The organism is Algoriphagus aquaeductus, from assembly GCF_003253485.1.
Taxonomy (GTDB): domain Bacteria; phylum Bacteroidota; class Bacteroidia; order Cytophagales; family Cyclobacteriaceae; genus Algoriphagus; species Algoriphagus aquaeductus.
In genome coordinates this window covers 176,460-190,293 of the sequence record NZ_QKTX01000003.1, presented here as the reverse complement: position 1 = coordinate 190,293, position 13,834 = coordinate 176,460, and the positions used below count along the sequence as shown (strand labels likewise).

Sequence of the window (13,834 nt, the reverse complement as noted above, 5' to 3'; positions counted from 1 at the left end):
GAACCTTCAATATGCGAAGGTTCTTCCAAAAGGTTCAATAGAGATGCCAAAAGGTTTTGTCGACAAATTGGCAGGACTTCATTTTTCTTAAAGCAGGTCAGGGCGGAAATCGTATATAGAATTTCCAAAAATAAACCACAACGATTTCCCTTTTCTAAACATTGGATAATTGTGCGGCTCTGCAGACATGTTACCAATATTTCTAAAGTTTTTAGTCATGAGATCAAATTCAACTATTGGATGATATATGCTCGAAAAATATACCTTATTGTCAATAACCATTGGGTTGTCCTGAATAATACCACCCAGACTGACATCTACTTTTTTCACAAACTGCCAAGAATCCTCCATGCCTGTTTTCTGATACAATTCTCGATTTCCGTTCATTTCATTGTAGAAAATACCAAAATGCTGTTGACCCAAACTAAATAAAGTCGAAGAACCAATGGTTTGGGTACTTGCAAGTTGCTTCCATTTTTTTTCCCGAATTGAATAAAGCCACCTTTCATTATTATCGATTCGTTCAGATGAGTTTTCAGAATAGGTTATCCCTCCTTCAAATACAATCCCATCATTTACTTCATAAATTCTTGAAAAAGAGCTATTTGATGTTGGTAAAAGTGAAAGATTTTCCCATTGTTTATTTTCTATCGAATACAGATAAACAGGACTTGAAGATCGATCAAGACTAATGCCTCCACCTACCACAAAATAGCTTTCGGTAGCTGAAATAATCGAATGACCATAGATACTGCTGTATGAAGGCAATGTAGAAATCTGTTGGATTTGGATAGGTAGAGACGAAAAGTCATACTGGAAGATATATTTGGAAGTTATGGCATATCCAAAATCACCTTGCTGGATAATTCCCCGAATATCCTCGATATAATGCTGCAATCCTGAACTTTTAAGTCTAATCCCGGGGATCTCCACTTTTACTTTTACAGAATTGGAAAGGCTACCAAAATTTTTGACCTGAAATGAAAAATCCCGACCACTGTATTCCATGGAATGGAGATTAATAATCAAGCTATCCGGATATGCCTTTTCAACAACAAAGTTCAATCTCTCACCAGTTTCCCCTATGAATTGATTATCCTCTGGCCCAGAACGAGTTGAAAAATTACTGCCGCGAAGAACAAATCGGTTGTTTTTGAATACAATTTCAGAATCCAGCAACTGTGTTGGCTTGATTTTAAATACTTTTCCCAGGTTATACTCCACTCCTCGAACAGTCACGATTACATCAGGATCAAGAACATCGTGTTCTCCCATTACATAATCCTTGTAAGGAAAAAATCTGAATTCATTTTTGTTGCTAATCGAAAGACTGGACCTTAAGATTGAATTATACTTTAGACCAATTTGTCCCAAATCCAAAAAATCCCCCTTAATTACTACCTCTTGGTCAAAATTGATCAACTGAAGTGGCAACTTCTCAAATACGGGCTCTTGAAAGGTGACTATTTTCTTCTGAGTAAAGCTCTTCCCTGCTACCTGTAGATTCAATTCCACTTCTTTTTCTTTCCCTGTGGTTTCTGTCAAAAGTTGACTGGGCAAATCCACAATCAAGGTATTGGAATCCAATAATGAAAAGGAGACATTATATTGATCAATTTTTACCTGATAGTTCGAAAGCGATCGACTTAAGCGCTGACCTTTAATCGTCAGGCTTTGAAATTTATAGATTTTCTCTGGCCATTCCACTGAGGTAATCAGGAATCCGTCCGAACCCTGGCTTACAAATTCCTCGGATTTGGAATAAATCACCAAGTCTTCGGTTTTCATAAATGCCGCCACATAGTATTTCTGCCCAACTTGCAAAGAATGATTGGCAAACAGCTCAAAATAATCCCCTGGCCGTCCTTTGACACTGACCATATCATCCATAGTGGTCTTGGGATTAATATTGTTTTTGCTGTAAACGAATCCATATTCGATCACTTCCTGCGAACCAATTTCAAACACATTGGCTCCAAACTGTACTCCTTTTTCAGAAACCTCCTGAACCAATGCTACCCCAAACCGGGGATGTTTGATCGGTTCGAGTGCTTCCTGTGACTCACATCCACTCAGAGAAAAAAACAAAATCACCGGCAAAACCAGTATCCAAAATGACTTCATATCCTTAGAAAATAAAATTCAACCCCAATCCGGCTTCCACTCGGTTGTAAATGCTCGTGTCCTGTTGAAGCTTCAAGCTGTAATAACCCTGCATAAACCGGGTCCGCATAAAAACTTCAATCTGCTGCCCTCCAGCCATGGAAAACCGGCCTCCTACACTGCCATGATAATAAACCATAGTTCCTTTCATACTCACAAAGGATCCCTCTTCCAGGCTCACCACTGGAATTGCCCCTATCTGCTGATCCCGGATCGCGTAAGTACTGTTGGTTCGTGACATTGCCATTCCTAAACCACCTCCTACATAGTATTCACTGCGCTTTTGTTTTGCCAATTGATAGTTCAACTGTAAGGGAATGGAGAGCATGGTCACACGCATTTTTTGGGTTCCCGAATAGCTGAAATTGATCGTCTGATACCTTGAATCCGATTCATATCCAAAAAACTCATAGGCAAAAGCCGCTTCGGCTGACAGCTTTGGGTATTTACGAATTTGATGGAGTCGAATTCCTCCCTGCACTTGAATGACCGGTGATAGGGTTAACACATCTTTTCTGAATTCCGAAACCTGCTTGGAATTTATTCCCGACGAATACGCTGTGACCCCAATTACTTTAGACCAAACCAATTCGGGTCTGATTTGACCGTAAATGGTCGTATTTTCATTCTTAAGGCAGTCATAATATTTAGTAAAAAGCCAAACCAAATCAACTTCCTCCAGATCGACTCCTTTAATCGTAGACCTGATTTGAGACAGGCATTCTCCTGTCATCAACTTCATCAAAACCTCTTCATGTTGATTGTTTTTCTTCTGGGAGCCAGTTTCACCCAATTTTTGTAATTCTTGACTGGTCCCTGCATAGAATACTCCCTGGTAGCGAAAAAGCCAAACTGGACCACTTGCCAGCACTTGGACAAATTTGAGCGACGGGGAATCAGGCAATGCCAAGGACATAAAATATTCCCCAGAACCCAAACCAAAGGCTTCAAGCTCACCGGGACTGTAGGAAATGGTTTCCCCCCTACGGAGGAAATCTATCTTCTCAAAATTTAACTGTCCTGCGCTTCGCAATAAGGAACCATCAAACCTGCGTCCATTGGATAAAATGATATAATCCACATCGGGAATTGCATTTTGAGCAAAAATCGGAAAGATGGTGCTTCCCAAAATCACCAAGAGTAAAATGGTGTTTTTAAGGCAAAGGCCAAAGCTGTTTTTCATATTATCGTGAGACAAAAAGTTCTCTAAATCCTAAAAATGAAGAAAACTAAAACTAAAGAAGCAAAGCTATGATTAATTTCAAAAAAAATTAGTCGAGTGGAAAAGAATTAAATTACAACTAATTGATTTCCAATATTTTTTTTTCATAGATAATCCAATCTCATTTTCTGGTTGAAGATTCAAGTTGATCTTTTAAACTTATCCATAAAAAAACAGCATAGCTTTGGCAGGTGACTAGATTGTCAGTTTTTGGTTACTTAAACAATGTATCTTTTAAACTTACTCTTTACTCAGATAGGGAAAAAAGCCCGAATCGCTCCGGGCTTTCTTTTCATCTTAAGAAAGGTTAGCTAAAAAGCTTTAGAATATCATTGCCAATCGCAAAGACCATCAAGGCGAGCAAAATGACCATCCCAACCTTTTGCGCATTTTCCAAAAATTTATCTGAAGGTGCCCTGCCAGATACCATTTCATACAATAGGAACATGACATGACCACCATCCAATGCCGGAATAGGCAACAGGTTCATAAAGGCCAAAATCATGGAAATCAACCCCGTAATACTCCAGAATTTGATCCAATCCCATGATGCACCGTAGATTTTTGCCATGCCGATCGGACCGCTGACGTTTTTGGTAGAAACTTCTCCGGTAAACATTTTACCCAAAGCTCTTGCATTGACGATGACTACCCCAAATGCTCTTGAAGTTCCTTTACTCAAAGCCTCGCCAAAGCCATAATCCCTCCTGACAGGTTCAATCAACGGACTGACTGCAATTCCAATTCTAGCCTCCTCAGTCACAGGAATCGTCAAGGTATCCATGCCAGATTCACGTTGACGAACTATCTGAGCAGATTGATTTTTCAAAGTCTGCAACGCACTTTGCATCTGATCAAAATAGGTAACTGGCATATTATTTACGGCCAAAATCCGATCGCCTGCCTCAATTCCGGCTTGTTCGGCGCCACTGCCTTTATCTACCGCCCCAACTTCAAACGGGAAACGAATCGCCACAAACTTGTTGAATGATTCCTCAGAATTGAAGGTGTTAATGAAACCTCTTGGTATTTCTATTTGGAGAATTTCACCGTTTCGATCCACCGTATAATATCCGTTTTCACTCAACAATGCCGATCCACTCGTCAGATCGTTAATACTATTATATGGCTCACCGTTGATATCGAGGATTTTATCTCCTGTCTTCAGTCCGATTGCTTCGCCATATTCATAGGCTACGATCCCGTTTTGGATGACTTGATCTCTTGAAAAATAGGTCTCGCCATTGTTCCATACCAGCACCACAAAAATCACGATACCGGTAATCACGTTGACAATGATCCCTCCGAGCATCACGATCAGTCGCTGCCAGGCGGGTTTGGATCGAAATTCCCAAGGTTGCGGTTCGGAAGCCATTTGAGCAGTATCCATGGATTCATCGACCATGCCGGAAATTTTTACAAATCCCCCCAAAGGAATCGCTCCGATGGAATATTCCGTTTCTCCCCATTGGAATCCTGCAATTTTCGGAGGAAATCCGATGGAGAATTTTTCCACTCTCATGCCAAATAGCTTGGCAGTAAGCAAGTGACCCAGCTCGTGAAGGCCCACCAGGATTGATAATCCCAGGAGCAGCTGACCCACCATAATTAATGTTTCCATTTATACTTTAGACTTAATTAAATTTTCAGTAATCATTCTTGCCTCGGCATCGCTTGCCACATAATCATCCAAACTAGGATGAGCTACAAAGGCGGCTTTTGCCATGGTCTCCGCAATCAGGTCGGACATCTCCAAGAATCCGACTTCCCGATTTAGAAATGCGGCCACTGCAATTTCATTGGCCGCATTGAGAACACAAGGAGCATTTCCACCTTTTGCTAAAGCGTCAAAAGCCAGCTGAAGGTTCCGGAAAGTTTTCATATCCGGCTGCTCAAAGGTCAAATTGGGATACTTTGAGAAATTGAACCGCTCAAAATCACTCTTCAATCGATCAGGATAACTCAGCGCAAATTGGATGGGAATACGCATATCGGGCAAGCCGAGTTGTGCTTTGATGGATCCGTCTTCAAACTGTACCAAGGAATGAATGATACTCTGCGGATGGACCACGACTTCGATTTGCTCCGTTCTCAAGCCAAAAAGCCACTTGGCTTCGATGACTTCCAAACCCTTATTCATCAAAGAAGCGGAATCAATCGTGATCTTGGCCCCCATATCCCAATTGGGATGCTTGAGTGCTTGCTCTCGGGTGACGGTTTCCAAAAAAGCCCTGTCTTTTCCACGGAAAGGGCCTCCTGAAGCGGTAAGGATGATTTTTTCGATCGGATTGTGAAACTCCCCCACCAAGCATTGAAAAATCGCCGAATGCTCAGAATCCACCGGATAAATATTGACCCCGTTTTCCTTGGCTAGAGCAGTAATGATTTCTCCGGCTACCACCAACGTTTCCTTATTGGCCAAGGCAATTTGCTTTCCGGCTTTGATCGCTTGCACGGTTGGAATCAAACCGGAATACCCAACCAAAGCTGTCAAAACCACATCAATGGTTTCCATTTCTACCACTTGAGCGATTGCTTTATGTCCTGCAAACACCTTGATATCATGCGGAAGCAGCGCTTCTTTCACTTTTTGGTAATTGTGCTCATTTCCGATCACCACGGCATTGGGTTTGAATTCCAAAGCTTGTGCGATCAACAGATCGCAATTGTTTTGGGCGGTGAGGACCTCCACTTCAAAATCTTCCGGATGCTGCCGGACGACTTCCAGCGTTTGGGTTCCGATACTTCCTGTACTGCCTAGGATGGCGATTCGTTTGGGTTGGGTCATTCAAAAGGACTTTGGGATCAAACAAAAACCTTCCGATAGGCGGAAGGTTCGATCCGAGACTGACAAAATTACCAATTGCAGGGAGTTTTCCTTGTACACTTCGTCACAATTTGGCTTTTGGGACAATTTTTGATTCCAAATTGAGAAAAAATGGTCTTAAAAAATGTGAATGGAATGACCGTCTTCCAACCAATTTTCCTGCATTCAGTAAATTAAAACCATGAACACTATCCTGAAATCATTCGCAATCCCCTTTGTCTCCGGCGTCGCCGGTGCAGCACTTTGGATGTCTATTCAGGCACCCCAATCTGACCAGACCAACTTAGATTTTGTCGACATCTCCCGAATTCCCAGCCAAGTCGCCAGCCAACCCGCAACTACCACTCTGAGGACAGATCCACCGCTCTCCTTTATAAAAGCGTCCCAAAACAGCACCGAATCGGTGGTTTTTATTAAAAACTTCAGCGGAACCGATCCCCGTCGCTACAGCATGTTTGATTATTTCTTTGGCACAGGACCCTCCCAGCAGGTCAGTACCGGCTCAGGGGTGATCATTTCCAAAGACGGGTATATCATTACCAACAATCACGTCATCGATCGGGCAGAAACCATCGAAGTCGTGCACCAAAAAAGAACCTACAAAGCCAAACTGGTAGGCACAGATAAAAACACGGACATCGCAGTCCTGAAAATCGAAGCTGAAAATTTACCCGAAATCAAACGTGGATCCAGCCGTAATCTCCAAATCGGAGAGTGGGTTCTGGCCGTCGGAAACCCTTTCAACCTGACCTCCACCGTGACAGCCGGTATAGTTTCGGCAAAGGAGCGTCAGATCAACATTCTGGGGGGTGATTTTCCTCTAGAGAGCTTTATCCAAACTGACGCACCGATCAACCCTGGCAACTCTGGAGGTGCCTTGGTCAATGTAGAAGGAGAATTAGTAGGAATCAACACGGCAATCTTGTCCCGAACAGGTTCGTATACCGGTTATGGATTCGCAGTTCCCGTGGATATGGCAATGAAAATTGCCAATGACTTGATCAAATTCGGTGAAGTTCAAAAGGCTATCCCAGGCGTGGATGTAGTAGAAATTACTCCGGAATTAGCCGAAGAAATGAAACTCAAAAATCTGGATGGAGTCATCATCACCCATACCTTAAGAAGCGGTGCCGCAGAAGCTGCCGGTCTTCAGAAAAATGACGTGATCACTCGCATCGGCGATTGGAAAATCACCGGAAAGGGCAGCTTTGAAGAAGCACTTTCTTACTACTATCCCGGAGACAAACTCACAGTAGAGTACATGCGGGGTGGATCGCCCAAAACCGCCACCCTCACATTACAAAACCTGGAGGGCAGTACAGGAATCATCAAGCGGGAATACTATTCTTCCGCATTGATCGGAGCCAGACTAGAGGCGGTCAATACCATTGAAAAAGATCGGCTTAAAATCCCTTATGGAGTTAAAATAAGCTCCCTCACTCGAGGTTACTTGAGAGATCTGGGCTTTAGAGATGGTTTTGTCATCACCCATGTCAACGAGATGCCAGCCAAAGATCCTAAAGCCCTCGGGGAATACCTGGAAAAATTCAGCGGCCGACTCAAGCTCGAAGGGGTAGCACCAAATGGGCAGCCATTTATGCAGAGTTATAATGTGAGGTAATGAGGACTTTAAACCAATAAAGAGTATCTTCAATTATGGAATCGATCGCTTTAAACCTCGATGAGCTGGCAAAACTCAGGAAAATATTATCCGAAAACGGGGTTTCGAAGGCATTCCTTTTTGGATCTGTGGTCACGAAAAACTTTGATCCTGACAAAAGCGATTTGGATATCTTAGTTGACTTGGAGGAAAAAGACCCCCTAAAACGAGGAGAAAAATTACTCTCCATTTGGGATGAAATTGAATTCGCCTTAGGTCGAAGAGTGGATTTGGTCAATCTTGAGTCACTAAAAAACCCAATCCTAATAGAAGAAATTCATAAGTCCAAAGTCCTTTGCTATGACAGAGAAGGAGAAAAAATGGATGTTTGACCTATTCAATGCCATTGTGAACATTGAAAATTTCATAGAAAAAAGCTCTTTTGAGGATTACCTGAAGGATTTCAAAACCCAATCGGCAGTAGAAAGACAACTAGGAATAATTGGAGAGGTCCTTTCAAAACTTAGAAATTCTGAATCGAAACTGATACTCAATGAAAGCGAAAAAATAATAGGACTTAGAAACCGAATAATTCATGCGTATGACGGGATAGATCAATCAATAATTTGGAAGATTATTAAAAGCCATCTACCTTCTCTTAAAATAGAGAAGTTAAAAAATTTATCTAGTTAACACTTTACAACCTGATGAAAACCCTCCCTCAAACCTGTGAGCAATGCCTGGAACTCTATTCCAAAGCCCTGGAAGATTTGGAACTCTATGCACAGCGGGCTAAAAAGCTGAATACCACAGAAGCCAATCGGGAACTGATCATCAATTTTGAGATCACTCATGAATTGGCGCTCAAGGTCATGGCAAAATTCTTCGAGAAAATCGGAAAAGGCCCCTTCTCAGGAAGCCGGGACGCCACCGTGGAGGCTTTCCATGCGGAGTTGATCGACGATGGCAAAGCATGGTTGGATATTGTGATCGATCGGATCAAATACAATCCGGTCTACGAGATGGACACCCAACAGGACTTTGTGGAGCGGATTCAAAAAATCTACATCCCTCTGCTTGAGAAGTTTGAAGATAATATGTCCAAAAAACTGGATGAATAATAAAAGAGCTGCCTCGATCGAGGCAGCTCTTGTTAATTTGGCTAAATCCTAGTCCTCGAATATGAATTCCGATTGGTCGTATTCTTAAAAACTTTTAAATTCAATTCCACAAAAAGCATAACTTTTATGGAATACGATCCACAAAAAGCTTTACTTCCATGGATTCCCCATCACCTCTTTTGCCCGCAGGCCTGCTTGAAGCAGGCAAGCATCGCAGAAAATTCGGCAGATCAACGCAAAAGTGATTAATCTTGAGACTGACCACTGAGACTGCTTACTTCTTCTTCCCAACCTCCAAACTCCCCAACTTATTTATCTTACCAAAAATCCGGAAGGCCCTCTTCCAACTTCAAGGGTCTTGACTACAGATCCGTCTTTTCGATACACGATCACTTCCCCATTGCCTTGGAAGCCTTTGGAATTGGCCACGTAGATTTCTTGGCGGGCTTTGTCGAAGCCAATCCCGTAAAACCCACTGCCTGCTTTCCAGCTTGGAATCAAGGTAGAATCAAAAATTGAAGTCACTGCAATACCGTCTTTGTAATCCGGCCAACCTGTACTCGTCAAAATGTAAATCCGATCGTCTTCCCCTAAAGCGATCCGACTGGTAGCATTCGCAATCGGTACTTGGAGAAAGTTCTTTTTAGTCAGATTGTCCCGATGAAAAGACTGGAAATACACGTTTTCCCGATCATAAGAATACACCCACAAATCTCCCCGCTGCTCAAAAAACTGTACAGGCTTTCCGCTCACTTCCAGTGTCTTAGTCACTGTTTCGGTATCCGCATCAATGATCTCCACTTTCTTTTCTTCCGAACCCGCCACAAACACATATTTCCCAGAAGCAAACAGATCCTCGGGCTTGTTCGAAACCTCGATTTTCTTTTTCACCATGCCACCATCCAATCCGGAAACCACTGCTACGTAGGAATCAGGTGTTCTGAAACTCGCATCATAAGGCCCATAATCGGAGATGAAAAGTTTTCCTCGAGCCGTAGCCAAGGATCTTGGCTGATCCAAATCGCCAATCACGGCACCGATTGACTTGAAATCACCCGGATTCACGATCTCGACCTTTCCTGTATTGGCCACCAAATAAAGTCGGTCTTCCTCGAGCACCATATCCTCCAGCAAGCCTGCAAAAGGCCGGTTATTTTCCGTTTCAAAAATATTTTGAGTCAAAGTCCCGGAAGCAGGATCAAAATGAAAAACCTCCCCGTCATTGGCTCCAAAAGCGCCTTCATTCATTAATAAAATCCCCGAATCATACTTCCCAAGTGGACGCTCATCATCTCCGTTTTCACAGGAGAAAAGCAAAAGGATCAGGGCAAGTGCCCAAAGCTGTTTTGTAAACAAATACTTCATAGTATAAGAGTTAGATTAAATTGATAAGATCGACCGGGCATAGCCCGGAGGTAAAGCACTTGGTAGTCCCGATCTAGCAGATTAAGCACCTGAAAGCTGATCGGGAGCTGGAGTTTTTTCCATCGGAGTTGGGAAAAAGAAAGACCCGCATTCCAGAGTTGATAGCCCGCTAAGACTCGAGCATTGCCGGTGCCGATGGAGCGAGAACCGACATAAAAAGTGGAAAGATTCATTGAAAATCCGTTTCGCTCCGTTTCTAAACTCCCATTCGCCTGCTGCTTGGGCGTATAGGGAAGTTGTCGGGGATTTTGGGAATCAGAGGTCAAATCCAAGGCTTGGGAAAAGGTATAGCTTACTCGGGCTTCCCAGTTCCACAAACCGGTTTTCCAAGTCATTTTTCCCTGATATTCCACTCCCTGATTTTGCACTTCACGGATATTCTGCGGACTCCAAATGGCTCCCTGAGGCAGCCAAATGATCCAATTGTCCACCTGCATGCGGTAGTAAGTCAGGCTTTGCTCCCAGGCAAAACCGCCTTTTTTGAGCCAATGAAGACCGATTTCTCCATTTACACTTTTCTCAGGAAGCAAATCAGGATTTCCTCCCGGGCTCCAAAAACGGTCGTTGAGTGTAGGCACTTTGAAGCCCTTTCCCGCTGAGGCTTTGAGCAAAAGTTGATGGTTTACTTTTTCCCAAATCAAAAAATCCATCCCCAATCCCGGAAGAAAAGGCTCCATCTGATCCTGATAACCCAACTGACGGAAATTCGCAGAAAGAGAAAGTCGATCACTCGTCTCCCACTTGGCACTTTGATACAATTCTAGTCGCTGATCAGAGGCCGAATAGGTACTCAGATCGCCTTTGGCAAAAGTTCCTCGGGCGCCCACTTTGAACGTCCAATTTTCAATTTTTTGGATATCCCAATCTGTAGCCAAGAGAAATTGACGGGTGCGGTTTTCGCTTCCGTTGAAAGTGAGTTGGTCTGCCACCCAACCCGCTTTGACATTCCAAATCGACCCTTCCCCAAAACGGAAATAGTCCAGTACAGCACGCCAACTTTGATCTTGTTGGGTGTCCAGAGTGGCCGAACCCATCACCGGCTGAATCTGCCGATCGGCCCGATTCCACCAAAGGGAGGCTTTCAGCTGACTTTTCTCGGAAAGATTCCAGGCCGCATCCTGCACCCATCCCACTTGCTCGGTTTGGGCATTTTCGGCTCGGATTTCCGGAGTCCCGGGCCTGGAAAGGTCTCGAAAGGGAAAATCATTTTGTGCAAACTGTCGGTAAAGCTTAGTTTGAGTGCTGAAGCTTTTCCCCGAAAAACCAGCTGAAATAGCCGAATTACTCAAGCCAAAGCTGCCAAACGTTTGGCTCATTCTTCCGGTAAACCCTTGTCCAAATTGGGCCTTGGTGCCTAAATGCACACTTCCTCCGATGGCCTCATTGCCAAAAAGCGCTCCCGAACTCCCAAAATGAACTTCTGCCTGATCAATGGCTTGGATGGGTAAAATGCTCAAATCGCTTTGGCCCAGCGAAATGCTGTTGATCGGCAAGCCATTCCAAAAAACGGCGGTGTGTCCTGCCGAGGTCCCTCGAAACGAAGGTGAAGCTAGCATTCCTGCTCCATATTGCCGCACAAAAACGGGGGACTTTTCCTGAAGCAAATCGCCGAGGGATCGCGCGGAATAGGCTTCCAAGTCCCTTTTTTCAAAGGAAATCACTTTTTGCCCTTGAGCAAAACGATCCAAGACAGGCGCATACACCGCCACCTCAGCCAAAGCCACTGTGTCCTGAGAGGCCGAAAAGCCCAACAGGGAAAACACCCAAAACACCAAGGTCATATCCGATCGAATAGGTTTAGTCCAATCGATTCGGCCTTGAGAGAAATTAAGAAAGAAATGAATGGTTTCACCACCGACCAAGTCGGCTGAGAAATCGACAAGTCTTCTTCGCTTTTCCTCCGAAAGCACAGAATCAGCTGATCAAGGCAGGTCTCCTGGCTCGTCTGACTTTTGCTGGCCTTCTCAAGCCGATAGCTATCGGCTCAATGGCTAAGTGGTACAAAAGTACTTCCCCTTGTTGCGAAGGGGCAGACTTACAGTTGCGGGGACAGCTCCGGTTTTGCACCGGATTCCCTTTTAATCCCAAGCTCCAATCCCGATAGCTATCGGGATGGTTTGAGAACCAAAATCGATTCAAAGTAAAGCGATTTTTATTCGGGAGAAAAGCCTCAGAATGTTAAAAATTTTGGAAAGCAGGGAAAATCACGGTTACCTTGGCAGGAAATTTTGCCAATACCTTGAGATGAAGAAAACCATTTACCCCATCACTTCTCCTTATTTTTCAGCACATTACCTACTTTTCTTAGGAATGATGGTTCTCATTTTTTCCTGCGAAAAAAAATCTGAAACCGCTTTGGAAAAAACTCCGGTTCCTTTGGAGTTTGCCCAGGGCTTTGAACTTTTTAGAGGTGAAAATTTCTGGGAAATCCACGTGACCCAAGGCTACACGGGAGCGGAAAAAACCTACCGATATTTGGTTTTGGAGGAAGGTGCTCCAGTCGAAAAAAGCGGGTTCGATGCCGTCGTTCAACTGCCGATTTCCAAAGTCATTTTGACTTCTACCACGCAGGTTCCTCACCTCGATATGTTGGGTGAAACCGACAAACTCATCGGTTTCCCGCAGACCGATTTGATCTCATCTATTCCCACTCGTGCTCGAATAGATGCTGGAAAAGTCACCGATTTGGGCAGCGGACCTTCGGCCAATCCGGAAATGGTTATTGACTCACAGCCGGACTGGATGATGATTTCGACTTTGGGAGAAGATCTGCGCTACTTGGATCTCTTTGCCCAAGCAGGAATTCCCGCCTTGATCAACGGCGAATATGTGGAACAAAATCCACTCGGAAGGGCCGAATGGATCAAGTTTACAGGGATTTTGCTGGGAAAATATGAGGATGCCGTCGCCGAATTTGAGCAAATCAAAGCAGCCTATCAGGAAGCTGAAAAGCTAGCATCTCAAATTCCTGCCAACAATCGTCCCAAAGTACTCAGCGGGGTCATGTATCAGGACATCTGGTACGCTCCGGGAGCCGAAAGTTGGGGAGCACAGATTCTCCAAAATGCAGGCGGGGACTATGTTTTCGCTGACCAAAAAGGTTCTGGAAGCTTGCAACTCAACTATGAATTCGTTCTCGATCGGGCTGCGGAAGCGGAGGTTTGGATTGGTTCGGCGGACTTTCCGGACGTAAAAACTATGGGAAGCAACGAGCCGAGATACCGGAATTTTCAAGCTTGGAAAACAGGCCAAATCTATACCTACACCGCAAAAAAAGGAGCTACAGGAGGCTTGGAATACTTTGAACTCGGCTATGTCCGTCCCGATCTGATTCTCAAGGACCTGATCAAAATCCTCCACCCGGAACTTTTGCCCGAGTATGAGTTATACTTCTATCAAAGGCTTGATTAAAACCTAAATGCAATATTGATCTGTGCTACTAAATGGAATACCCGATCGGGTATAAACAAATCAAA

The 13,834-nt window shown here is 43.9% G+C and carries 11 protein-coding genes and 1 riboswitch; of the genes, 5 read left to right on the top strand and 6 right to left on the bottom strand.

Annotation, left to right across the window (positions count from 1 at the left end):
• Positions 1–87: 87 nt before the first annotated feature.
• The 4 genes from CLV31_RS05240 to CLV31_RS05225 form a co-directional block, all read right to left on the bottom strand.
• Positions 88–2,124: an IPT/TIG domain-containing protein gene (locus CLV31_RS05240; protein ID WP_111391838.1), complete on the bottom strand. Its 2,037-nt coding sequence runs from the start codon at positions 2,122–2,124 to the stop codon at positions 88–90.
• 4 nt (positions 2,125–2,128) lie between these two features.
• Positions 2,129–3,346, bottom strand: a complete 1,218-nt coding sequence (locus CLV31_RS05235; RefSeq protein ID WP_111391837.1) for a hypothetical protein — start codon at positions 3,344–3,346, stop codon at positions 2,129–2,131.
• A 346-nt stretch (positions 3,347–3,692) separates the two neighbouring features.
• Complete coding sequence (gene rseP, locus CLV31_RS05230; RefSeq protein ID WP_111391836.1) at positions 3,693–5,006, bottom strand: RIP metalloprotease RseP; 1,314 nt, start codon at positions 5,004–5,006, stop codon at positions 3,693–3,695.
• The gene (locus tag CLV31_RS05225) at positions 5,007–6,173 is read right to left on the bottom strand and encodes a 1-deoxy-D-xylulose-5-phosphate reductoisomerase (RefSeq protein ID WP_111391835.1); all 1,167 of its coding nucleotides are present in this window, start codon (positions 6,171–6,173) and stop codon (positions 5,007–5,009) included.
• Between the two features lie 220 nt (positions 6,174–6,393).
• Between CLV31_RS05225 and CLV31_RS05215 the strand changes: the two genes are divergently transcribed.
• From CLV31_RS05215 to CLV31_RS05200, 4 genes are read left to right on the top strand one after another with little or no spacing between them, the layout of a single operon-like run.
• Complete coding sequence (locus CLV31_RS05215) at positions 6,394–7,833, top strand: S1C family serine protease (protein ID WP_111391833.1); 1,440 nt, start codon at positions 6,394–6,396, stop codon at positions 7,831–7,833.
• 35 nt (positions 7,834–7,868) lie between these two features.
• Positions 7,869–8,204, top strand: coding sequence for a nucleotidyltransferase family protein (locus tag CLV31_RS05210; protein WP_111391832.1), 336 nt, complete (start codon positions 7,869–7,871; stop codon positions 8,202–8,204).
• The gene (locus CLV31_RS05205) at positions 8,173–8,505 is read left to right on the top strand and encodes a HepT-like ribonuclease domain-containing protein (protein ID WP_111391831.1); all 333 of its coding nucleotides are present in this window, start codon (positions 8,173–8,175) and stop codon (positions 8,503–8,505) included. Before CLV31_RS05210 ends, CLV31_RS05205 begins: the two co-directional genes overlap by 32 nt.
• Positions 8,506–8,519: 14 nt before the next feature.
• Positions 8,520–8,933: a nucleotidyltransferase substrate binding protein gene (locus CLV31_RS05200; protein ID WP_111391830.1), complete on the top strand. Its 414-nt coding sequence runs from the start codon at positions 8,520–8,522 to the stop codon at positions 8,931–8,933.
• Between the two features lie 312 nt (positions 8,934–9,245).
• On the opposite strand, the gene CLV31_RS05195 is transcribed toward CLV31_RS05200, so the two are convergent.
• Both CLV31_RS05195 and CLV31_RS05190 read right to left on the bottom strand, forming a co-directional pair.
• A complete protein-coding gene (locus tag CLV31_RS05195; protein WP_111391829.1) occupies positions 9,246–10,298 on the bottom strand; it encodes a YncE family protein in 1,053 nt (350 codons plus the stop codon).
• Complete coding sequence (locus CLV31_RS05190) at positions 10,295–12,268, bottom strand: TonB-dependent receptor plug domain-containing protein (RefSeq protein ID WP_111391828.1); 1,974 nt, start codon at positions 12,266–12,268, stop codon at positions 10,295–10,297. The genes CLV31_RS05195 and CLV31_RS05190 overlap by 4 nt, the downstream gene beginning before the upstream one ends.
• Positions 12,268–12,502: riboswitch (cobalamin riboswitch) on the bottom strand. Its footprint overlaps the gene before it by 1 nt.
• Before the next feature lie 100 nt (positions 12,503–12,602).
• Between CLV31_RS05190 and CLV31_RS05185 the strand changes: the two genes are divergently transcribed.
• Positions 12,603–13,769 (top strand): ABC transporter substrate-binding protein, encoded by a 1,167-nt coding sequence (locus CLV31_RS05185; RefSeq protein ID WP_245943327.1) that lies wholly within the window; start codon positions 12,603–12,605, stop codon positions 13,767–13,769.
• Positions 13,770–13,834: the final 65 nt, after the last annotated feature.

What these genes read in the sequence shown, in the direction of transcription:
- CLV31_RS05240 (WP_111391838.1), bottom strand. Translation starts at nt 2,124, where the DNA reads ATGAAGTCATTTTGGATACTGGTTTTGCCGGTGATTTTGTTTTTTTCT.
- CLV31_RS05235 (WP_111391837.1), bottom strand. Translation starts at nt 3,346, where the DNA reads ATGAAAAACAGCTTTGGCCTTTGCCTTAAAAACACCATTTTACTCTTG.
- rseP (WP_111391836.1), bottom strand. Translation starts at nt 5,006, where the DNA reads ATGGAAACATTAATTATGGTGGGTCAGCTGCTCCTGGGATTATCAATC.
- CLV31_RS05225 (WP_111391835.1), bottom strand. Translation starts at nt 6,173, where the DNA reads ATGACCCAACCCAAACGAATCGCCATCCTAGGCAGTACAGGAAGTATC.
- CLV31_RS05215 (WP_111391833.1), top strand. Translation starts at nt 6,394, where the DNA reads ATGAACACTATCCTGAAATCATTCGCAATCCCCTTTGTCTCCGGCGTC.
- CLV31_RS05210 (WP_111391832.1), top strand. Translation starts at nt 7,869, where the DNA reads ATGGAATCGATCGCTTTAAACCTCGATGAGCTGGCAAAACTCAGGAAA.
- CLV31_RS05205 (WP_111391831.1), top strand. Translation starts at nt 8,173, where the DNA reads ATGACAGAGAAGGAGAAAAAATGGATGTTTGACCTATTCAATGCCATT.
- CLV31_RS05200 (WP_111391830.1), top strand. Translation starts at nt 8,520, where the DNA reads ATGAAAACCCTCCCTCAAACCTGTGAGCAATGCCTGGAACTCTATTCC.
- CLV31_RS05195 (WP_111391829.1), bottom strand. Translation starts at nt 10,298, where the DNA reads ATGAAGTATTTGTTTACAAAACAGCTTTGGGCACTTGCCCTGATCCTT.
- CLV31_RS05185 (WP_245943327.1), top strand. Translation starts at nt 12,603, where the DNA reads ATGAAGAAAACCATTTACCCCATCACTTCTCCTTATTTTTCAGCACAT.